This is a genomic window from uncultured Veillonella sp. (assembly GCF_905209685.1).
Lineage (GTDB): Bacteria > Bacillota > Negativicutes > Veillonellales > Veillonellaceae > Veillonella.
This window is the reverse complement of record NZ_CAJLUB010000001.1, coordinates 51,597-73,335: the sequence shown is the minus strand read 5'-3', so window position 1 is coordinate 73,335 and position 21,739 is coordinate 51,597. Positions and strand designations below refer to the sequence as shown.

General features: G+C 40.4%; 16 protein-coding genes. 2 read left to right on the top strand and 14 right to left on the bottom strand.

Features of this window, described 5'->3' with window-relative positions; all coding sequences use genetic code 11:
* Positions 1–1,267 (bottom strand): cation-translocating P-type ATPase (locus QZ055_RS00305; protein WP_295823842.1); only part of this gene is annotated, 1,267 nt, incomplete at its 3' end.
* A gap of 342 nt (positions 1,268–1,609) precedes the next feature.
* Here QZ055_RS00305 and QZ055_RS00300 point away from each other — a divergent pair.
* A complete protein-coding gene (locus QZ055_RS00300) occupies positions 1,610–2,263 on the top strand; it encodes a YigZ family protein (RefSeq protein WP_295823840.1) in 654 nt (217 codons plus the stop codon).
* Between the two features lie 23 nt (positions 2,264–2,286).
* On the opposite strand, the gene QZ055_RS00295 is transcribed toward QZ055_RS00300, so the two are convergent.
* Positions 2,287–2,499 carry a hypothetical protein gene (locus QZ055_RS00295; protein WP_005387329.1) on the bottom strand — a complete coding sequence of 71 codons (213 nt, stop codon included), beginning with the start codon at positions 2,497–2,499 and terminating at the stop codon, positions 2,287–2,289.
* A gap of 172 nt (positions 2,500–2,671) precedes the next feature.
* On the opposite strand from QZ055_RS00295, the gene QZ055_RS00290 reads away from it, so the two are divergent.
* Positions 2,672–3,562 (top strand): LysR family transcriptional regulator, encoded by an 891-nt coding sequence (locus QZ055_RS00290; RefSeq protein WP_005387328.1) that lies wholly within the window; start codon positions 2,672–2,674, stop codon positions 3,560–3,562.
* A gap of 126 nt (positions 3,563–3,688) precedes the next feature.
* On the opposite strand, the gene QZ055_RS00285 is transcribed toward QZ055_RS00290, so the two are convergent.
* From QZ055_RS00285 to QZ055_RS00230, 12 genes are all read right to left on the bottom strand, one after another.
* Entirely contained in the window at positions 3,689–4,639 is a 951-nt protein-coding gene (locus QZ055_RS00285) for a dihydroorotate dehydrogenase (protein WP_105090316.1), read from the bottom strand.
* Positions 4,639–5,406 (bottom strand): dihydroorotate dehydrogenase electron transfer subunit, encoded by a 768-nt coding sequence (locus QZ055_RS00280; RefSeq protein ID WP_105090315.1) that lies wholly within the window; start codon positions 5,404–5,406, stop codon positions 4,639–4,641. Before QZ055_RS00280 ends, QZ055_RS00285 begins: the two co-directional genes overlap by 1 nt.
* 4 nt (positions 5,407–5,410) lie before the next feature.
* Positions 5,411–8,611 carry a carbamoyl-phosphate synthase large subunit gene (gene carB / locus QZ055_RS00275; protein ID WP_105090314.1) on the bottom strand — a complete coding sequence of 1,067 codons (3,201 nt, stop codon included), beginning with the start codon at positions 8,609–8,611 and terminating at the stop codon, positions 5,411–5,413.
* A 1-nt stretch (position 8,612) separates the two neighbouring features.
* On the bottom strand, positions 8,613–9,680 hold the full coding sequence (gene carA, locus QZ055_RS00270; RefSeq protein WP_005387324.1) for a glutamine-hydrolyzing carbamoyl-phosphate synthase small subunit: 1,068 nt from the start codon (positions 9,678–9,680) through the stop codon (positions 8,613–8,615).
* Positions 9,680–10,966 (bottom strand): dihydroorotase, encoded by a 1,287-nt coding sequence (locus QZ055_RS00265; RefSeq protein WP_039969456.1) that lies wholly within the window; start codon positions 10,964–10,966, stop codon positions 9,680–9,682. The genes carA and QZ055_RS00265 overlap by 1 nt, the downstream gene beginning before the upstream one ends.
* Positions 10,950–11,900: an aspartate carbamoyltransferase catalytic subunit gene (locus tag QZ055_RS00260; RefSeq protein WP_105090313.1), complete on the bottom strand. Its 951-nt coding sequence runs from the start codon at positions 11,898–11,900 to the stop codon at positions 10,950–10,952. The genes QZ055_RS00265 and QZ055_RS00260 overlap by 17 nt, the downstream gene beginning before the upstream one ends.
* A gap of 353 nt (positions 11,901–12,253) precedes the next feature.
* On the bottom strand, positions 12,254–15,574 hold the full coding sequence (locus QZ055_RS00255) for an ATPase (RefSeq protein ID WP_295823835.1): 3,321 nt from the start codon (positions 15,572–15,574) through the stop codon (positions 12,254–12,256).
* 12 nt (positions 15,575–15,586) lie between these two features.
* Entirely contained in the window at positions 15,587–16,534 is a 948-nt protein-coding gene (gene whiA / locus QZ055_RS00250) for a DNA-binding protein WhiA (protein WP_105086207.1), read from the bottom strand.
* A gap of 15 nt (positions 16,535–16,549) precedes the next feature.
* On the bottom strand, positions 16,550–17,899 hold the full coding sequence (locus QZ055_RS00245) for a gluconeogenesis factor YvcK family protein (RefSeq protein ID WP_295231336.1): 1,350 nt from the start codon (positions 17,897–17,899) through the stop codon (positions 16,550–16,552).
* A 12-nt stretch (positions 17,900–17,911) separates the two neighbouring features.
* On the bottom strand, positions 17,912–18,826 hold the full coding sequence (gene rapZ / locus QZ055_RS00240) for an RNase adapter RapZ (RefSeq protein WP_295781274.1): 915 nt from the start codon (positions 18,824–18,826) through the stop codon (positions 17,912–17,914).
* A gap of 12 nt (positions 18,827–18,838) precedes the next feature.
* The gene (locus QZ055_RS00235) at positions 18,839–19,651 is read right to left on the bottom strand and encodes a Cof-type HAD-IIB family hydrolase (RefSeq protein ID WP_295823833.1); all 813 of its coding nucleotides are present in this window, start codon (positions 19,649–19,651) and stop codon (positions 18,839–18,841) included.
* Between the two features lie 303 nt (positions 19,652–19,954).
* Positions 19,955–21,166: a putative porin gene (locus tag QZ055_RS00230; RefSeq protein WP_295823832.1), complete on the bottom strand. Its 1,212-nt coding sequence runs from the start codon at positions 21,164–21,166 to the stop codon at positions 19,955–19,957.
* Positions 21,167–21,739: the final 573 nt, after the last annotated feature.

The window sequence follows — 21,739 nt, the reverse complement described above, 5'->3', positions numbered from 1 at the left end:
TGCCAGTTTTATCCATAACGATGGCATCGAGTTTACCAGCTTTTTCAAGATATTCTGCACTCTTGATGAGAACACCATGCTCCGCACCTAAGCCAGAGCCTACCATAATAGATGTTGGTGTAGCGAGACCAAGTGCACAAGGACAAGCGATAACAAGCACTGCTGTAGCATTAATGAGAGCTACATTAATAGAGTCGCCCATAATGAAGTACCATACGAGGCCGGTCAAAACAGCAAGGCCAATAACGGCAGGCACAAAATATTGAGCAACAATATCTGCAATACGTTGAATGCTTGCCTTAGAGGTTTGAGCTTCCTCTACGACCTTGATAATTTGGGACAGCATTGTATCAGAGCCAATACGTTTCGCTTCCATCGTGAAAGCACCACTCAAGTTAATGGTGGCCCCAATAACTTCAGAGCCGACTTGTTTTTCTACAGGCAAGCTTTCACCTGTAAGCATAGCTTCGTCTACAGTAGAATAGCCTTCAGTAATAGTACCATCTACTGGAATTTTTTCGCCTGCTCGAACTTGTAAGATATCACCTGCTACTACCTTGGATGTAGGAATATCTACAAACTCACCATCGCGCAACACATGAGCTGTTGCCGGTTGCAAGGCGATCAATTTTTGAAGCGCTTCAGAGGTACGCCCCTTAGCAATTTCTTCTAAGAGTTTACCAAGAAGGATGAAAGTAATGAGCCAAGCTGAGGTTTCAAAGTAAATACCATGGGGACCTAGTTCTGGGTGGAATTGCCAGTTGAAAATACTGAATAGATAAGCAACAGTTGTGCCCATTACAACTAGAACATCCATAGTAAGAGCGCCATTCTTCACCGCACTCCACGCACTCTTATAGAACATAAGACCCGGACCGAATTGAGCAATGGTAGCTAGAATAAACTCTACCCATACAGGCAAGGCTTGAATACCAAAGCGATGTAATGTCATGTTAATCATCATCGGTACAGCCATACAAGCAGCAATGATAAGACGCGTAATATGAGGTTTTAAATTAACCTTTTCTATTTCTTGCTTTGTTTCATCAGCTTCTGCAGCACCAAAACCAATATTCGTAATGGCATCGATAATTTGTTGTGGTTCTACTGTAGAACCATCTTTGTATTCTACGCTCCCCTTTCGAGTGAGCAGATTAACCTTTACAGATTCTACGCCATCGATCTTAGAAACAACATTTTCAACGCGCTTTACACAAGCAGCACAGTGCATACCGGTAATATCAAACTCTTGTTTCTTCTTACTCATCATATCACTTCTTTCTACTGGAATTTCAAAGATATATGTCCTATATATCTATATAAGTCAGAAACTCATAGTAGACATATCATACATCGGTAACAGAGTATTTATAAACACGTAAAGTTTATTATATGAACACTTTTACATGAGTATTCGTTCATGCGTCTCTATTCCATAATAACATAAATTCTCATTACGTCAATATCCTACCAAATCTAGAGGGTTATTTCCTTTTTCTAGGGGAATTAATCTCCTGCCACCTATACACCTATACATAGTATAAAAAAATAGATTATAATAAAGTGATGATGAATAAACATAAACTTTGATTCCAAAGGAGGTGAATCTATGTGTGAATCAATAAGCCCTATTGTAGAATTCACTTCGGTAGCGAAGGAATTTCGCCATGAATATGTTGTGGAGAAATCGCGTTTTATCACAACTGTATATCCTTGTTCTACAGAAGAGGAGGCACAGGCTTTTATTAGCCGCATCAATAAAGAATTTTGGGATGCCCGCCATAATTGTACGGCCTTTGCATTAGGACCAAAGCAAGAACAACAGCGCTCTTCTGACAATGGTGAACCATCTGGTACAGCAGGCAAACCTATGTTAGAAGTACTCAAAAAAACAGGTATTACCAATGTAGCGGTCGTAGTAACCCGTTATTTTGGAGGCATCAAATTAGGTGCAGGTGGTTTGATTCGTGCATATTCACACTCCGTTGCGGAAACCTTACGTCTTGCCCCTAAAGAACTACACACAACACGAACTCAGCTGCAGGCTACCATCGACTATGCCTTATATGGAGCCATTGAAAGATATGTGCAAGATCAAAAATTGCATTATGAATCAAACTTTGGTGAACATGTAGATATAACCATCTTAGTGCCACCAACTGATGTAGAGCGCATACAAAAAGAGCTCCAAGACATGAGTCATGGAGCTGCTACTTGTACTATATTAGATTCTATTGAAGTGGTGCTACCGCTAGAACTATAATCTAACTGATACACACATAGTAATTAGTTTTCACTATTAACTAAGCCACTTACGCCTTGACTAAGTTCATGACGTTTTTCTGTAGTTAATGGATGAGGCCATACGCGTTCAAGTTGTTTTTTACGACTAACACCTGCATTATGTGCAGTCATTAATCTACGTGCTTCCCAGTTACGAATTGCTTTACTTAATGTTCTTTTTACTACGCCCATGATAGTACCTACTTTCTTAATCACTATTATTATATTAAAAATTGTGATAAGGATAGAAAGTTTATTTCAAACACATTATTCTTTCTCTTTCCTTGATGAATATAGTATATACGCTATTTTATCAAATGTGAAATTACTGTTACTTAGTTCGTTATAATTTTTATTTATCTTATTTTGTGTATAATAGGGAGATTCTATGGATACATCTTACTACCACAATTTTATTACCCTCGTTCAAACGGGCAATATGACACAAGCCGCAGAGATTCTTCATATTACACAACCAGCTTTAAGTAAACAATTAAAGTATTTAGAAGCTGAATTTGGAGCTCAACTCATAAATATCAAGCGCGGCCAACGAGGATCAAACTTACAACTGACTGATGCGGGCAAAATTTTTTATCAAAAAGCCCAACAATTATGCTCCATTGAAGAATCAACATACAATGCAGTACAACAGTTGAACTCACGTATTGAAGGTACATTGCGAATCGCTACGTCTGCATCGCGCTCCACACCAATCGTACAACAATACTTACCAGCCTTTTCCATGAAATACCCATCAGTTCACTTCGAAATCTACGAAGGACTAATGACTAATGTGGTCAATCAACTTATTAATGGTAATGCAGAGCTGGGAATTGCAAACATTCAAATGGTAGACACTGATAAATTTGATATCCTTCTTACTCAAGAGGAACATTTATACGCTATTTTCCGCCGTGATGTATTCTGGATAGATCGTGAACATGATACCATCACATGGGATGATATCAAAAAGTGTCCTTTATCCCTCTCTGGTGGATCTGTGCGAATGATTATGCAGTCTAGCTTAACTGACATGGATCAATTGAATGCTGTTGCCATCACTACAACTAAGAGCTCTGCCATCGAATGGGCATCCTCTGGGAGAACTGTGTCTTTAGTTCCTATGGATGCAAAAGAGCTCATTAACCATCGTAAAATGGCCCGTATCAAATTGCCAGAATTCTCAGGCGATTTTAAAAAAGCATTTATTACGCTTAAAGGCCATGCTTTATCCCCTGTAGCACAGCAGTTTATTGATTTCTACAAAGCATATGTATAAGCCACACTATACTAATTCATATAGTATGGTATTTATAACTTATCGTATGAGATTTTGTACAGTTATGAACATTAATACAATACATACAAAAAGACCTAGTACATAATGTACTAGGTCTTCTTTTTACTATCCTTGATGGACAGCACCTACTATATCAGTAATGCTGTTAAGATTATATTGTTCCACATAATCGCCCATTTCTCGAGCAATACGAGAAATAGCTGTTGGGTCTACCATCGTAGCAACCCCAACTTGAACTGCTTGAGCACCAGCCATCATAAATTCAATAGCATCAGTACCAGTCATAATACCACCAAGGCCCATAATAGGAATATTAACGCCTTTATACACTTGGTGCACCATGCGAAGTGCTACTGGTTTTACAGCTGGACCAGATAAACCACCATAAATATTACCCAATACAGGTTTACGGCGATGGATATCTATGGCCATACCGAGAATGGTATTGATGAGACTGACCCCATCACCGCCACCAGCTTCTACAGCCTTTGCGATTTCCACAATGTCGGTTACATTCGGTGAAAGTTTTACAATAACAGGCTTATCTGTTACCTTACGAACAGCTTTAGTTACTTGTTCTACTACCTTTGGATCTACACCAAAAGCCATACCTTCACAAGCAACATTTGGACAAGATACATTAACCTCTAGGCCCGCAATACCATCTACGGATAGAGTTTCTGCCATCCATGCAAATTCCTCTACCGTGCCAGCAGACATATTCGCTAACAATGGTACATCGTATTTCTTGAGGTCTGGCAAAATATCTGTTACAAAATGTTCTGCCCCAGGATTTTCAAGGCCAATACAGTTTAAGACACCAGACGGTGTTTCTGCGATACGAGTTCCTGGATTGCCGTGACGACCTTTAGGTGTTAAACCTTTTACGGAAATAGCACCTACTTCATTACTAAGGTCTAAATAACCAGCATACTCAGGACCATTACCAAAGGTGCCAGATGCGGCAATAATAGGATTTTTCATCTTAATACCGCAGTAGTCAACAGCAAGCTTTGGATTAGGCGTAACGGTGTTATTTAAATCGCGTTCACTCATTAAAAGAACACCTCCTCAGCTGGGAATACAGGACCATCTTTACAAACTTTGTAACGTTTGCCACCTGCACCATCACAAGCACAACCCAAACAACCTCCAGTGCCGCAGCCCATGCGTTCTTCAAGAGATACTTGGCAAGGAACGTTGAGATCTTTAGCTACTTGTGCCACACCTTTCATCATCGGTGTAGGGCCGCAAGTCATAACAGATGTGAAAGTATTGCCATTAATCAGCTCAGGCATGATTGCTGTAGGGAACCCTTTCGCACCTACGCTACCATCATCAGTCGTGATGTGCACTTTAACAGGCGTATCTTTGAATAAATCTGCCCAAAAGGTTTCGCTTTCATTTCTAAAACCAAGAATAATTTGTGCCTCTTCCCCTTCTTTCAAATGGGATGCGATACATAGCATTGGTGCGATACCAACACCACCGCCAACGAGAAGCATATTCTTAGATGTTACAAATGGTTCACCTAAAGGTCCTAAACAATCTAGTGTATCGCCAGGTACGAGACGTGTCATAATTTCAGTCCCCTTACCTACGACGCGATACAAAAGGGTAATAATACCCTTTTGTGCATCGAATCCAGCATAGCTGATAGGGCGACGCAATAATGGCGCCGTAGAGTCCGCTACGCGAACATTACAAAACTGTCCTACCTTTGCTTCTGCTGCTTGTTTTGGTGCATGAATATCCATAATCCACACATCAGAGCCTATTTGCTCATTGCGAACGACTTCGCCCTGTTCTACATAGCCACTCATGGTTTTACTCCAATTCAAAATCTTGTAATGCTTCTACATTGTAGTTAGCATCATCTTTACGATTAGCTACAACGCGCAATACTTCACGAGCTGTATCAAGGCTTGTTAAGCATGGTGTACCCATTTCTACAGCGAGACGACGCAATTGGAAGCCTTCACGTTCAGGGCGTTTACCTGCAGTCAATGTGTTAAGTACAAGATCTACTTTATCTTGACGAATGTGGTCAGCACAGTTGTCATCACCTTCAGAGATTTTGTTAACTACCTTGCAGTCAACACCATGTTCTTTGAAGTATTTACCAGTACCGCCAGTTGCTTCGATGTGATAGCCCAATTCGATGAAGCCTTTTGCCAATTGGCTAGCTTCCTCTTTATCGCGGTCTGCTACGGTCATAAGAATTGTGCCATCTTCTGGGATACGCATATTGGCACCATTGATAGCTTTAAACAATGCTTCAGAATAAGTACGACCAATACCCATAACTTCACCAGTAGATTTCATTTCAGGTCCAAGAGCGATTTCTACAAGGCCCATTTTGGAGAAGGAGAATACAGGTGCTTTTACAGCTACATATGGTTTATTAGGTACAAGACCGAGTGGCAAGCCCAAATCTTTTAAGCTTTCACCAAGAGCAATGCGTGTTGCACATTCTACCATATTGATGCCTGTAACCTTAGAAATGAATGGTACAGTACGGCTAGAACGAGGGTTAACTTCGATTACGTTAAGTTCACCATCAGCCACGATATATTGAATGTTAAGTACACCTTTAACATTAAGGCCTACTGCAATACGACGTGTATAGTCAACGATTTGATCAATCAATTCTTGGCTCAAATGTTGAGCTGGGTAAACGGCCATGGAGTCACCAGAGTGAACGCCGGCACGTTCGATTTGTTCCATAATACCAGGAATACATACGTCAGTACCATCGGAAATAGCGTCAACCTCTACCTCCATACCAACCATATAACGGTCGATAAGAACAGGATGTTCCTTAGATGCTACTACGGCTTCCTTCATGTATACATCAAGCTCTTTATCGTTGTATACGATTTCCATAGCACGGCCGCCCAATACATAAGAAGGACGTACAATCAATGGATATTTCAAGTTTTTAGCTGCTGCTTGTGCTTCTTCATCGGAGGTTACAAGCGCACCTACTGGACGTGGAATACCAAGTTTTGCCAACAATTCATCAAAGCGTTCACGGTCTTCTGCCATATCGATGCTATCTACGGATGTACCGAGGATTTTTACACCGCGCTTAGCTAATGGACCTGCCAAGTTAATTGCTGTTTGACCACCGAATTGAGCAATAACGCCAGCTGGTTTTTCTTTATCGATAATTTCCATTACATCGTCCACTGTTAATGGTTCGAAGTACAAGGAATCAGAAATATCAAAATCAGTAGACACTGTTTCTGGGTTATTGTTGATCATAATAGATTGATAACCCGCTTTACGAAGTGCCCAAGAGGAATGTACGGAGCAGTAGTCAAACTCTACGCCTTGACCGATACGAATTGGACCGGAACCTAGTACGACAACAGATTTTTCACCGAGTGGTTTAACTTCGTCTTCTTGTGCATAAGCACTGTAGTAGTACGGTGTTTTAGATTCGAATTCGGCAGCACATGTATCTACATATTTATATGTTGGAAGAATGTTCCATTCTTTACGTTTTGCACGAACCTCTTCTACAGTTGTATTAGCATAACGGGCGATAACAGAATCAGTGAAGGAATAACGTTTTGCTTTGCGCAATACATCTTCTGTCAAGCCATGTTCAGCCAATGCTTTTTCTACATTAACAATATTTTTGATTTTTTCAATAAAGAATGTATCAATTTTTGTAATGTAGTGAATTTTTTCTACACTAATGCCCTTGCGAAGTGCTTCTGCTACAACATAGATACGTTCATCATCTACTAAATGTAAACGTTCAATCAATTGTTCCATGGACTCATGAGAGATTTTCTTTAGCTCAATATGGTCTAAACCAATTTCCAAGGAACGAATTGCTTTAAGCAAGGAGCCTTCCAAGGAGCGATCGATAGCCATAACTTCACCAGTAGCCTTCATTTGAGTGCCCAATGTGCGGTCTGCCAAATTGAATTTTTCAAATGGCCAACGTGGGAATTTCGTTACTACATAGTCAAGTGTAGGTTCGAAGCATGCTTTTGTTTCACCTGTTACAGCATTTGTAATTTGATCCAATGTCATGCCTACTGCAATTTTTGCAGCTACCTTCGCAATTGGATAGCCAGTTGCTTTAGATGCTAATGCAGAGGAACGGGATACACGAGGGTTTACTTCGATAACGATATATTCATTGCTATTTGGATTCAACGCGTATTGTACGTTACAACCGCCTTCGATTTTCAAATAACGAATAATTTCTACAGAAGCAGTACGAAGCATTTGGTATTGAATATCGTTTAATGTTTGGCTTGGTGCCACAACAATGGAGTCACCAGTATGTACGCCTACAGGATCGATATTTTCCATGTTACATACGATGATACAGTTATCTGCACTATCGCGCATTACTTCGTATTCGATTTCTTTCCAGCCTGCTACAGAACGTTCTGCTAGGATCTGGTGAATTGGTGAAAGTTTCAAACCACGGCGTGTAATTTCATACATTTCATCTTCATTATGCGCAATACCACCACCAGTACCGCCCAATGTGTATGCAGGACGGATAATGATAGGATAACCAATGCGATTAGCAAAGGCTACCGCTTCTTCAAGATCGTTAAAGATATCGGATTCAGGAACTGGTTGATTGATTTCCTTCATCGCTTCTTTGAAGAGTTCACGGTCTTCTGCTTGTTTAATGGCTTCAAGTGTTGTACCTAGAAGTTTTACACCGTATTCTTCTAATACGCCAGCTTCAGACAATTGTACGGCCATATTAAGACCTACTTGGCCACCCAATGTAGCCAATAAGCCCCAAGGGCGTTCTTTTTTAATTACTTCTGTTACGAATTCAAGACTAATAGGTTCTACATATACGCGGTCTGCAATATCTGTATCGGTCATAATTGTTGCAGGATTGGAGTTAACCAATACTACTTTATAACCTTCTTCACGAAGGGAACGGCATGCTTGTGTACCAGCATAGTCAAACTCTGCAGCTTGGCCGATAATAATTGGACCAGAACCAATTACAAGTACTTTTTTTGCTTCTGTGGTCATATTATTTTCCCTTTCTCATTAAGTCTTCAAATTCGTCAAATAAATATAGATTATCAGTAGGTCCTGGGGACGCTTCTGGATGATATTGTACAGAGAAGATAGGTAATTCTTTATGACGCATACCTTCTACAGTGCCATCATTTACACTGCGATGTGTAATTTCTACAAAGTCTGGCAAGGAAGTATCATCTACTGCATAGCCATGATTTTGAGATGTAATATATACGCGGCCTGTACGTAAATCTTGTACTGGATGGTTAGAGCCCCGGTGACCAAATTTTAATTTAAATGTTGTACCACCATAGGCTTGAGCCAATACTTGATGGCCCATGCAAATGCCGAAGATAGGCTTTTTACCGAATAATTTCTTTACTTCTTCTACAGCATAGCCAAGATCTTGAGGATCTCCAGGGCCGTTAGATAAGAATACACCATCTGGATTTGCTGCCAATACATCTTCAGCCTTAGCATCTGCAGGGAATACTGTTAGACGACAACCAGCTGCTTCTAAAGAGCGAAGGATATTTTCCTTTACACCATAGTCCATTACAGCTACATGGAACTCTGCATTTTTATCGCCACGCATACCTTGCCATTTTGTAGTTACACGCATAACTTGATCTGTTGGCAAGTCTTGTTTAAATAATTTTTGAATATCTTCCATAGGGTAATCAGAACGTACAAGTACGCCTTTCATTACGCCATGGTTACGAAGTACACGTGTAATAGCACGTGTATCTACATCATAAAGGCAAGGGATGCCGTGTAAACGAAGATACTCGCTAAATAAGCCTTCATTTTGCCAGTTAGATGGGAAATCACACAGTTCTCCTACGATAAAGCCTTTACAATATGGTTTAGGGCCTTGAGTAATAGCATTCAATGTACCATAATTACCGATCAAAGGATATGTTAATGTAATAATTTGATCCGCATAGGATGGATCAGTCAAGATTTCTTGATACCCTGTCATACCTGTGTTAAATACAACTTCGCCTACTGTTGGAGCGCCACCTAATAAGGAACCTTCAAACACGGAACCATCTTCAAGAACTAACTTGCCTTTCATTATAAGACTACGCCCTCCTTCATAACTACTTTGCCATCAACTACTGTGAGTTTGGCCTTACCTGTAACAGTCATACCATCAAATGGGCTGACTTTGCCTTTTGTATAGAATTTATTTCGATCTACTGTCCATTCTTCAGTTGTAGAGAATACAGTAATATCTGCTGGTTTACCAACTTCAAGAACACCTGCATCAAGACGCATTAATTCAGCTGGACGTGTACTCATATAGTACACAACTTGGTCAATGCTGAGTTTATCTGGACCATACGCATTGGTAATAACCGCTGCTAAAGATGTTTCGAGACCACTGAAACCATTAGGAGCACAGCAGAACTCATGGTCTTTTTCTTCATATGCATGCGGTGCATGGTCTGTAATAATTGCATCGATTGTGCCATCTTTCAAGCCTTCTAATAATGCTTGACGATGATCTTCGGAGCGAATTGGAGGAGCCATTTTAAACGCTGGATTGTATTCGCGTAAATATTCATCTGTGAAAGATAAATGTTGGCTTGTAACTTCACATGTTACATTAAGACCTTTTGCTTTTGCGCGACGAACCATGTCCACTGTATTTTTACTACTTACGTGTGCAATATGAATGTGACCGCCTGTCATTTCAGATAACAAAATATCACGAGCAACCGCTAAATCTTCAGCTACTGCAGGACGACCAATAACACCTAGTTCATAGGAAACGATACCTTCATGCATATGACCATTTTTAGTCAATGTAATATCTTCTGCATGGTCGATAACCATTTTATTAAACATGGAGGAGTATTCTAAGGCACGACGCATAAATGCAGCATTTTCTACATAATGGCCATCATCGGAGAAAGCTACTACACCAGCTTCAGCCATATCGCCCATTTCAGCAAGTTCCTTACCTTCTAGGCCTTTGGATACAGCACCAATAAATTCTACTTTCACAACGCCAGTGAGTTCAGCCTGTTTTTGTAAACCTCTTACAAGTGCAGCATTATCTACAACTGGGTTTGTATTAGCCATAGTGACTACACGTGTGAAACCACCAGCAGCAGCCGCTTGTGTACCAGAGTGGAAATCTTCTTTAGCTTCTTGGCCTGGTTCACGCAAATGTGTGTGAATATCGATAAGACCAGGTGCTACGATAAGACCTGTTGCATCATATACTTCAGCGCCTTCAGCACTCAAGTTTTGACCGATGGCTGCAATTTTACCATCTTTTACGAGAACGTCTGCTACTTCGTTTTGTTTTTTTGCCGGATTAACTACCGTACCATTTTTAATAAGCAAGCTCACTACCGTCACCTCCGATAATAGTTAAGTACAATACAGCCATACGTACAGCTACGCCATTACGTACCTGTTCTTGAATTACGGATTGATCAGAATATGCTACATCTGGTGCAATTTCAAGGCCACGGTTCATAGGACCTGGATGCATTACCATCACATCATCTTTAGCCAATTTCAATACATCATTGTTAATACCAAAGATACGTGCATATTCTCTATTTGTAGGATACAACGCAGAATGAATACGTTCTAATTGAATGCGAAGTACGTTAACCACATCTGCATCAGCCACTGCTTCACGAATATCGTGGTGTACGGTAACACCTAATTTTTCGAGCTCTGGATATACCATAGTACGAGGACCAGCCAAATGTACTTTAGCACCCATTTTAGTAAGGCCATAAATATTAGATCTTGCTACACGGCTATGCATAATATCGCCTAAGATAACAATTTTTAAGCCTTCAATAGATTCTTTTTTCTCTAAGATGGAATACATATCTAACAAAGCTTGTGTTGGATGTTCATGAGCACCATCACCAGCATTGATAATGATAGGATCTACTGCTTTTGTGGCGTATAGAGGAGCCCCTTCTGCACTATGACGCATTACGATAGCATCTGTGCCCATATAGGACATAGTTAGCAAGGTATCGCGGAAGCTTTCACCTTTCCCCATGGAAGAACCGCTTGGAGAAAGATTAATAACGTCAGCCCCTAAATATTTACCGGCCAATTCAAAGGAACTACGGGTACGAGTACTAGGCTCCATAAAAAGGTTAATAATGGATTTCCCCTTTAAAAGTGGAACCTTCTTATCATCAGAAAGAACGATTTTCTTCATTTTCTTTGCCACATTCAAAATCAATTTGATTTCTTCAGGTGACACATTTTGCAAACCCAATAAATGTTTGCCTTTTAGGCTAACTTGTCCCATGATTTCCTCCTAACTCACGTAACAAAAAAGACCTTTTGCCCAGGGCAAAAGGTCAAATAGTTTGCACAAAGAAGCCCTTATGGGGGCGCTTCAACTATATTCCTTTCTCAGCCTCTCTGGACTAAATTAAAAGGTTTTGTACTATGCAATGGTCTCTCGTACCATAGGTGCATTTTCTTTATTTATTGTACTGAATCTGCCCTTGAAAGTCAATGTAAAAGCGAAAGTTCATAAGTATTTTAAAAAGAGGACAAGCCCAGTAAAGTGGCTTGTCCTCTCTATACTTACATCATTATCCGAATCCCCAAAATCTATAATTAGACATTACTAGTTTTTATTATTATGATCATGGATTATCGATTCATAGGATACAATCTTGGTGGATTTTGATCATCATTTTGTTGATCTTGCTGTGAACCATATGGAGCTTGACCTTGTTGACCATTAGTCATTGGATTTTGTTGTGCATATTGTTGATTTTGTTGAGGTTGACGTTGATCACGACGACGTGTATTTTGAGATGCAGTCGGTCTTGGTTTAGTCAATTCATCAATAGATACAGCATTCGGAATTGTTACGGAAGGAGTATCTTCGTGGACGTCATCAAGTTCACTGAAGGAAGGTCCTGTCTTAGCTGCTTGGGCAGCCTTACGTTCTGCCTCAATTTGTTGACGTGCAAGCTCTGCACGACGACGAGCATTTTCTTGCTGTTCTTTGACACGTTGAATTGCTTCAGCTCGTTCTTTTGCTTTACGTTCCACTTCAGCTTGTGCAAGTGCCTGTTGACGAGCTTCTTCTGCTTTGCGTTCCGCTTCTAAATGAGCTTGGTAGCGTTCTTCAGCAATACGTTTTGCCTCTGCTGCTTGACGTTCAGCTTCTGCTCGTTCTGCAGCCAATCTAGCTTGTTCAGCCTTACGTGCCTCAGCCGCTATACGAGCCTCTTCTGCTTTACGAGCTTCTTCTGCTCGTCTAGCTTCTTCTATGCGACGCGCTTCCTCAGCTCTACGTGCTTCTTCTGCTTTTCGTGCTTCTTCTGCCAAACGAGCTTGTTCAGCTTTACGAGCAGCTTCAATTCGAGCTTCTTCAGCCTGACGCGCTTCTTCAGCTCGTTTAGCCTCTGCTGCAACACGAGCTTCCTCTGCTTTACGTAATTCTTCCTGACGTTTTGCTTCAGCAGCAACGCGGGCTTCTTCGGCTTTACGGGCCGCTTCGAGACGTTCTTGTTCCGCCTTGCGTTGTGCCTCTAGTCTAGCCGCTTCTAAACGACGTGCTTCTTCTGCTCTTCGTGCTTCTTCTGCCAAACGAGCTTGTTCAGCTTTACGAGCCGCTTCAATTCGAGCTTCTTCAGCCTTACGAGCTTCTTCAGCACGTTTAGCCTCTGCTGCACGACGCGCTTCCTCAGCTTTACGAGCGGCTTCGATCCGAGCCTCTTCTGCCTTGCGCGCTTCCTCTGCACGACGCGCTTCCTCAGCTTTTCTTGCTGCTTCAATACGTTGTGCTTCTAAGGCAGCTTTTGCCTCTGCTGCTTTACGAGCATCTTCTTGACGTTTCGCTTCTAATGCAGCTTGTTCAGCTGCACGTTGGGCTTCTAGTGCTGCTTTTGCTTCGGCTGCTTTACGTGCTTCTTCGGCACGGCGTGCTTCCAATGCTTCTTGTTCCGCTTTTCGTTGTGCTTCTAAACGTGCTTTTGCTTCAGCAGCTAAACGTTCTTCTTCAGCTTTTTTCGCTTCTAAAGCGGCCTTTTCTGCTGCCCGTTGTGCTTCAAAACGTGCCTTAGCTTCAGCGGCTTGTCTAGCTTCTTCTGCCTTTCGTGCTGCTTCAATACGAGCCGCTTCAATTCTGCGTTCTTCTTCAAGACGTTTTGCTTCAGCCGCTACACGAGCTTCCTCCGCTTTACGTGCTGCCTCTAAACGATCGGCTTCCGCCTTTCTAGCAGCTTCAATACGCGCCATTTCAGCTTTACGTTCTTCTTCAGCCTTACGAGCTTCAGCTACCTTTCGATCAAGCTCAGCTTTTCTTTCTGCCTCTAAGCGTTTAGCCTCTTCTGCTTGTCGCATTTCCTCAGCCTTTTTCGCTTCTAAGGCCGCTTTGTCTTTAGCAGCTTGCGCCTCTTGAGCAGCCTTCAACTCGGCAGCCTTACGATCAGCTTCAGCTTTCTCAGCCATTTTACGCTCAATTTCAGCATGTTTAGCTTCTGCAGCCTTGCGTGCTATTTCTGCTTTTTCGGCAGCTAATTTAGCTTCTTCCGCTTTTTTACGAGCTAATGCTTCCTCAGCTTCTTTCGCTTTTTTAAGTTGTGCCTCTTTTTTAGCATCAGCAGCTGCTTTATCGCTCAGTTTTTTTGTTTCTTCGTGAGCAATTGTTTCTGCCTGTTTTGCAGGAGTCATAGTAGATTTAGATGTATCTACAGTTCCCTTATTAGTATCTTTACCATTGATAGGACCTACAGGAATTTGTGTACCACTTTGCGTTGGATGACCCAAACTGTCTGTTACATCTTTTGGTACATTGACCGCAATAGTCTGATGTTTTTGCGGATTTGCAAGAGATTCAGGAATCAATAAGAATCGTATTGGCAAATTAGATGCACCTGCCGGCATGAAGTTTAATGTTAACAAATCGCCTGCATTATAATTACCCATAAGACGGCTATCTAATATAGTACCGTCCCCTAGTGCAGTAATCCCATCAGCACCACCGATATGATAGGTACGCGTATCGGTTTGACCTCTACGGGCACCTTGTTGATGAAGTGCTTTTACCGTAAAGGAGCCAGAATAAGGCCCACCAAGAGGGTTAAAATACAATCTAAACGGTTCATTACCCTTTGTAGGAATTTTTAAAGTGTATGAAACACCATAGTTACCACGGTCACGAACAAATGCTTTATTTTGCATTTCATCTACACCATTGATAAAGGCATCCTCACGGTCGTTACCAACTTCAACAAAAGCACCGCCTAAGGCAGTATCAAAAGGTGTAGTAACCTCCATATTACGCTTTGAACCAGTATATGTACCGCGCAATTGAATTTCATCAATAGGTAAGTTCTTAGCCCAATGTGATGCATCGACGGCATCCATGCCCATAGGTAGCATCATAACGCGGGCAAAGATTGGCGCCTCTGTTTTAATATCTACAATGCCTGTAAATAACGCATCTTGATATACCGGTGTATTTTCCAAATCAGTAAAGATTAATTGACGCCCTTGGGGAGGAATGCTTAGGGAGTATAATGGTCTCGCATTTGGACTTTCATCTAAAGGATGCTCTAAATCCTTGCGGGATAAATCGCGACCAGCAGCAAAATAATCTGGCGTTGCCACAGATTTTAACTGTCTCATTACATGAACAGTATTAGGATATGCCGTTTGATTTTCTAGTACGATAGCAATCTTATGGGGCTGATCCATTTCATTTACGTGATAAAAATAAATGCGGCCATTCCCATTAATAGTACCAGCACTAAGTGTACCGCCTACTGGTCCTACATATTCAGGGCTATCCGATAATAGCAATGTATCCGTTTGAGACACCAAGCTTGGTGGCAACGGAGAAAACTGAAAATATCCAATTGATTGTAAATCTATATCACGAGCCTCTACATGGCCTGTAAGCGCAGCCATGGCGGCCATGGCCGCAGCTACACAATATTTTGATTTATAAGAAAACATATATTAATACCTCTATATTTCTTCAAGCCCCATAGGGTCATACGTAAGTGCTAATGCTTCGATTTTCTTTAAACGATGGCCAATACCCGACTTGGATAATTCGCCATCCATCAATTCTTCTAGCTCTTTTAAGCTCGCTTCTGGATTGTCCCATCTCAGTCTGGCTACAATCCTCAACTTGTCAGGCAATGCATCAATGCCAATTTCTCTATCGATGATTCGAATTGCTTTTACCTGACGTACTGCAGCATCTACAACCTTTTGTAAATTGGCGGTCTCACAGTTTACTTGCCGATTGATTTGATTTCGCACAGTCTTCATAATGCGCACATTTTCAAACTCCATCAAGGCTGATTGAGCGCCCATGATCTGCAAGCAATTCGTTACTGCGTCGCCTTCTTTAAGGTATACCACATATTCTTCTTTACGCTCCGTCAATCCTGCATGAATGTGAAAGAGTCGCAATACGTGAATAATTTCCTTTGCAAAATTCTCATTACCGGTCATAAACTCAAGATGATAATCACTTTGTGGCTTATTAACAGAGCCTCCACCTAAAAAAGCGCCCCGTAAAAAGGCACGTCGTGCCTCCATAGATTTAAGCCAACTACGAGGAATTTGTTCAGTTACAGGCCATAAAGCAAGATCTTCTAAAGCCTGTCGCCCTTCTATGGATGGCTCCACAGATAAGGTATACATATTTTTCTTACGCAAGTTAAGCCCTTGTCGTACTAATACATTGGTAGGCAATTCATATTGTTTCTTTAAGATGCCTAACAAGCGACGAGCTACTGCATTATTTGCAGTAGCTAATCTAATACCAACAGCGCCCTTCATCCCTAAAATGATAGATCCACCCATGCGCAATAAGCAAGACGCTTCAATTTTCATGGCCACATCTGCATCACTAGAGGATTCATATTGGCATAATTCATTTTTTACATCTTCAGCAAATGACATAGGTATCCCTTCTCATTAATGATCATCTCGTTGGAGATAATACTCTAAGATATGTGGTTCAGTATCCGATTGCATGGCGTGAACAATATCCATAATTACTTTACCCAACCGTTCTGGATCATGAACAGCTGGCTTTTTCGGACTAATTAAAGTAGCCCGAATCGTGCGAATCCCTTTAGCTTGTAGTTTCTTAGTATCTAATGCTACAGGCTCTGAACCTACGGCACTATATTGTTCTACCATTTGAATTGGTAGTGGACCATCGTTTGCCAGTACAGTATCTACAATACCTTCCCCACCATGAGCGATGAGTGCCTCTACGTGATCACTAAGCGTATAACCTGAAGTTTCTCCAGGTTGAGTCATAACATTGGCAATATAAATTTTATTTGCCTTACTAGCACGTATATGAGATGCAATTTTATCAGTTAACAAGTTTGGAATGATACTTGTATATAAACTACCAGGTCCAAAAATGATGACATCTGCTTCATCGATAGCACGTAACGCAGCACCTTCCGGCTTTGGTTGCGCCGGTTCGCTATACATATGGCGAATAGTTTTACCAGAGTTTGGAATATTACTTTCACCTTCTACAATGGTACCATCTGTCATCTCAGCTACCAATTTAATGAACTCTGTAGATGAAGGAATTACACGACCGCGTACACGTAGTAATTTACTAGCTGCTTCAAGCGCTTCCTCCACATCGCCATCGTATACTTGAGCAAGTGCTGTAATAAAGAGATTGCCAAAACTATGTCCAGATAGCTCATTTTCCCCTTCAAAGCGGTAGCGGAAAAGATTTTCCATAACCCCTTCTTGTTCTGCTAATGCGACCAAGCAGTTTCGCAAGTCACCAGGGGCAATCATTTTAAAATCTTCCCGTAAACGACCTGATGAACCACCATCGTCAGCTACTGTAACAATAGCTGATAAATTAGATGTGTGTGTTTTCAATCCACGCAATAGGTTAGACAAGCCTGTACCACCGCCGATAACAACGATTTTAGGACCTTTATCAAGTCGTATATTTTGGAAGATAATATCTGATACCTTACTATCAGGATTAGGCAATACAGCACGAATAATCGTTTTAATAACCTTACTAGTGCCGATTAGCATTAGAACGGCGCCAATCGATAATATAACTGCACCCACAGCAATGAGCACATTATAATTGTAAAAGCCCGTCATATTATAAGAAAAGGCCAGTACAACATCTTCAAGAACGGCAAGCCATTGATAGTTAAACATCAAGGAAATGCCAATGATTAAAAGACCTACACCACAACTAAATAGGGCAAGCCAACGTTTTATATTTAGGCCCGGTATAAGCCACCGAAACCATCTTTTTCGCAACATAAGAACCCCTATCTAGTTACCAAGTGTTTTAATTTCATGAGGATTATAATCTTCTTCTACATTATTTTTCATCATATCTCGATGTTCTACAGAAACACGATACCCCTTTTCTAATAGATGGGAATATAATGCTTCTGCCATGGCTACAGATCTATGCATACCGCCAGTACAACCTACAGCCACGATAAATTGAGATTTTCCTTCTTGCTCATAATTAGGCACAAGAAAATCTATGGTATCAAAGTATCGCTTTTTAAATTCCTCTGTAACCTCAAAGGAATGAATATATTCATTTACAGCTTTTACACGGCCTGTTTTATGACGGAAATCTGGAATATAGAATGGATTTGGTAAGAATCGAACATCCCAAACCATATCAGCATCTAAAGGGATTCCATATTTAAAACCAAAGCTCACTACTGTAATAGACATGCCATGACCTTCGTCTACTTGAGTAAAGCGAGTTTTTAAATACTCTTTCAAGCTAGCTGTCTTCATATTAGTTGTATCAATAATAAAGTCTGCTTTATGACGTACAGAATTTAAAATTTGACGTTCTTCTTTTAATCCTGTAGTAATCATTCCATCTGGAGCTAACGGATGGCTACGACGACTTTCTTTATATCGTCTAATTAAAGTCTCATCAGTAGCATCCATAAAGACGATTTCATAATCCACCTTCATTTCTCTCAATGTTTCAAGAGAGGAGGAAAGAGCTTCAAAGAATTCACCGCCCCGAATATCTACAACCAAAGCCACACGGTTTGTACGTTCCCCACCTTGTCGACAAATCTCACTTAACTTAGGAATAAGTACAGGCGGAATATTATCAATACATAGATAACCCATGTCCTCTAATGCTTGAAGAACCTGCGTTTTACCGGCACCTGACATACCTGTAACAATTAATAAACGAAATGCTTCCATAGTTTTACTCCATTATAAAAGATTCTTTTCTATCCAGTGAGCTACACCATCTTCATTATGATGACCACATACCTCATGAGCCACAGCTTTTACATGATTCGTAGCATTTGAAACAGCTACTGAATACCCCGTTTCACTGAGCATAGAAATATCATTTTCAGCATTACCAAAAGAAATTATATGTTCTAAACCAATGTTATTATCCATGGCTAATTGGGCTAATGCACGTCCTTTTGATACATTAGGGGCAGTGATTTCAAGAAAATCTCGTTGACTGCGTACCAATGTAACTTCATTACCAACTGAAGGCGTTAAGATATCAATAATTCGATCAATACCCTCTTCTGTATCGATAACAATAAGCTTGTTAGGTTCCGAGGAAAGCGTATAGATTCTATCGCCTAAAAACTCAGCTACAGCTCCAGTCTGCTGTTCATAACGATCAGATTGCCAATTTCTATGATGACATAATAAATGATCATCTACATACGATTGTATATGCCAATCATAGTGTTGACCGAGTTCAAAAATGCGATGTACTACATCGATAGGAACCGTTTGTTCGAATAGCTTATATCCCGTTTCTAACTCCTGAATTAATCCACCGGAAAATAAAATCATCGGTACATTACCAAGCTGTAATGCAGTACCAATTGGTTTTGCTGTCTGATACATGCGCCCCGTAGCAATAGTTATACTAATCCCCTTCTGCTGTAAACGCTGCAATACATTTACCGTATACTCAGAAACCGTATTATCGCTACGTACCAAGGTTTCATCACAATCTATGGCGACCATTTTTATATGAGAAAAAGAAGGATTCATTCTTACCTCCTTTACAAGAAAATCTAATACTCTTTATTATACCATTTATAGTGCTTATATAGATAGAATATGCAGTAATGCACTAACATAAAAATATTTGCACACCCCAATAACAGTATTTATAAATCATACAATTTATGACTTATAAATATAACAGCTAATAAATGTAATATCTAAAATTGTCTAACATTACCAAAATTGCATAATAAAGAGTATTCTTATATCAATTTATTATAGGAATATATATTAATCATAAAAAAAGAGACTCCCGAAGGAGTCTCTTTTATATGGTTAACTATCAAATTAGAATTTGTAGTTAAGGTCTGCACGGTAGAAGTCGTTAAGATCGTTACCGGATTGAGTTTTCCAGTCGAAACCGTAGTAAGCGGACAAGCCAACGTTGTTTTGCAATGCATAGTCAACAGTTGCCAACCAACCTTTGGAATCAGCACCATATTTTTGGTTCCAAGTGGAATCAATGATAGGAGCGTTTTCTTTTTGGTTGAAGTATTGACCTTTAACACCCCAAGTACCTTGTTTTGCGATGTTGTAGTTACCAAAGCCAAGACCTGCAGTCCAAGCTTGAGAATGATCAACATGGGAATCTCTCAACCATTCGCCACCAACCCAAACTTTGTCGAAGTTAGCATCAGCGTTGAAGCCATAGATATTTTTGTAACCATTAGTGCTATCTTGGTTTACACGATCGTAGAAACCACCAACCATAGTGTGTTTACCTACTTTACCTTTTAAGCCAAGGTAAGTGTTAGTTACGTTTTGGTCTTTAGTCAAGCCAGCTGCTTCGCCGGATACCATGTAACCGTAAGCTGCTTGAGCCATAATTTTGTCGTTACCAGCGTTCAATTGAGCACCGTCGAAAGTACCGTCAAATGCTAAACCGCCACCGATAGTTTGGCCGAAACGACCAGCTTTCAAGGATACGCGTTCGCCGAATTTATGGTTTACATAAGCGCGGTCGATTGTAGCGTTTGCATTACCACCGTTTTGGGAGTTACCCAATTCGAAGCTACCAGAAGACAAACGAACAACTGCGTCAGTGCGATCGTTTACTTTTGCGTTGAATTGTACACGAGCACGAGCGTCGAATTTGGATTTAGCATGTTCAGCATCTTGGTAACGAAGACGAGCATCGCCAGTAACTTTTACGTTACCTACGCGGTCTTCCAAGCGAGCTACACGAACGCCCAAGTTGTTCAATTCGTTGGAGAATTCATCAGCCAAACGGTTGATCATAGCTTGTTGTTCAGCGTTAGCACGGTCTTGGTTAGCCATAGCTTTAGCTACCATTTGAGCCATTTCGTAACGAGTGATGTTGTTTTGGCCTTTGAAAGTGCCATCTGGGTAACCATTAACGATACCAGCGTTTGCCAATTGGGAAACTGCTTGGTATGCCCAAGAATCTGGAGTTACATCGGAGAATGGGTTAGCTGCGAATGCAGTAGTTACACCCAAAACTGCTGTTGCTGCAAAGATTGCTGCGAATTGTTTTTTCATAGTTGAATTCCTTCTTTCTGAAAAATAGAAATATAAAATGTTACAAGTCATAACATTCACATTCTACTCTGTTCTTCAGAATAAGAATTTCTGGGAGTGTCCACGTTTCCTCGCCACATTCTACATCGAAGTTCTTCGTTTCATGTGTTTGTTACTTCTTGTAGGGTGATATTAGCATAACCAAATTTTCGTGTAAACCCTTTTTTCTCAATTTCATTCTCATTATAAAAATTTTATAATTTAAAATGACCTCAAATTCAGATTTTATCTGGTTTTATAAGGTCTAATTTTTTTTAGTAAAAATATCAAATTTATCTTTTTTTCTGCTAAATGAGATTTATTATCATATATATTATTAAGTTCTACTAATTAATTGAACCTGTATTAATTAGCTAGCGCCTATTTTATGCATAAATGGTTCATAAACACCTCATACAATATATTGTGTGACAGATTCATATATATACTAATCAAATTAATTTTTAAGGTTCACTATATATAGATTTATTTTACTATATATATACTATTATATACAAAAGAAAATATTACCGATTTATATACAACAAAAAAAGA

What these genes read in the sequence shown, in the direction of transcription:
- QZ055_RS00300 (WP_295823840.1), top strand. Translation starts at nt 1,610, where the DNA reads ATGTGTGAATCAATAAGCCCTATTGTAGAATTCACTTCGGTAGCGAAG.
- QZ055_RS00290 (WP_005387328.1), top strand. Translation starts at nt 2,672, where the DNA reads ATGGATACATCTTACTACCACAATTTTATTACCCTCGTTCAAACGGGC.
- QZ055_RS00285 (WP_105090316.1), bottom strand. Translation starts at nt 4,639, where the DNA reads ATGAGTGAACGCGATTTAAATAACACCGTTACGCCTAATCCAAAGCTT.
- QZ055_RS00280 (WP_105090315.1), bottom strand. Translation starts at nt 5,406, where the DNA reads ATGAGTGGCTATGTAGAACAGGGCGAAGTCGTTCGCAATGAGCAAATA.
- carB (WP_105090314.1), bottom strand. Translation starts at nt 8,611, where the DNA reads ATGACCACAGAAGCAAAAAAAGTACTTGTAATTGGTTCTGGTCCAATT.
- carA (WP_005387324.1), bottom strand. Translation starts at nt 9,680, where the DNA reads ATGAAAGGCAAGTTAGTTCTTGAAGATGGTTCCGTGTTTGAAGGTTCC.
- QZ055_RS00260 (WP_105090313.1), bottom strand. Translation starts at nt 11,900, where the DNA reads ATGGGACAAGTTAGCCTAAAAGGCAAACATTTATTGGGTTTGCAAAAT.
- QZ055_RS00255 (WP_295823835.1), bottom strand. Translation starts at nt 15,574, where the DNA reads ATGTTTTCTTATAAATCAAAATATTGTGTAGCTGCGGCCATGGCCGCC.
- whiA (WP_105086207.1), bottom strand. Translation starts at nt 16,534, where the DNA reads ATGTCATTTGCTGAAGATGTAAAAAATGAATTATGCCAATATGAATCC.
- QZ055_RS00245 (WP_295231336.1), bottom strand. Translation starts at nt 17,899, where the DNA reads ATGTTGCGAAAAAGATGGTTTCGGTGGCTTATACCGGGCCTAAATATA.
- rapZ (WP_295781274.1), bottom strand. Translation starts at nt 18,826, where the DNA reads ATGGAAGCATTTCGTTTATTAATTGTTACAGGTATGTCAGGTGCCGGT.
- QZ055_RS00235 (WP_295823833.1), bottom strand. Translation starts at nt 19,651, where the DNA reads ATGAATCCTTCTTTTTCTCATATAAAAATGGTCGCCATAGATTGTGAT.
- QZ055_RS00230 (WP_295823832.1), bottom strand. Translation starts at nt 21,166, where the DNA reads ATGAAAAAACAATTCGCAGCAATCTTTGCAGCAACAGCAGTTTTGGGT.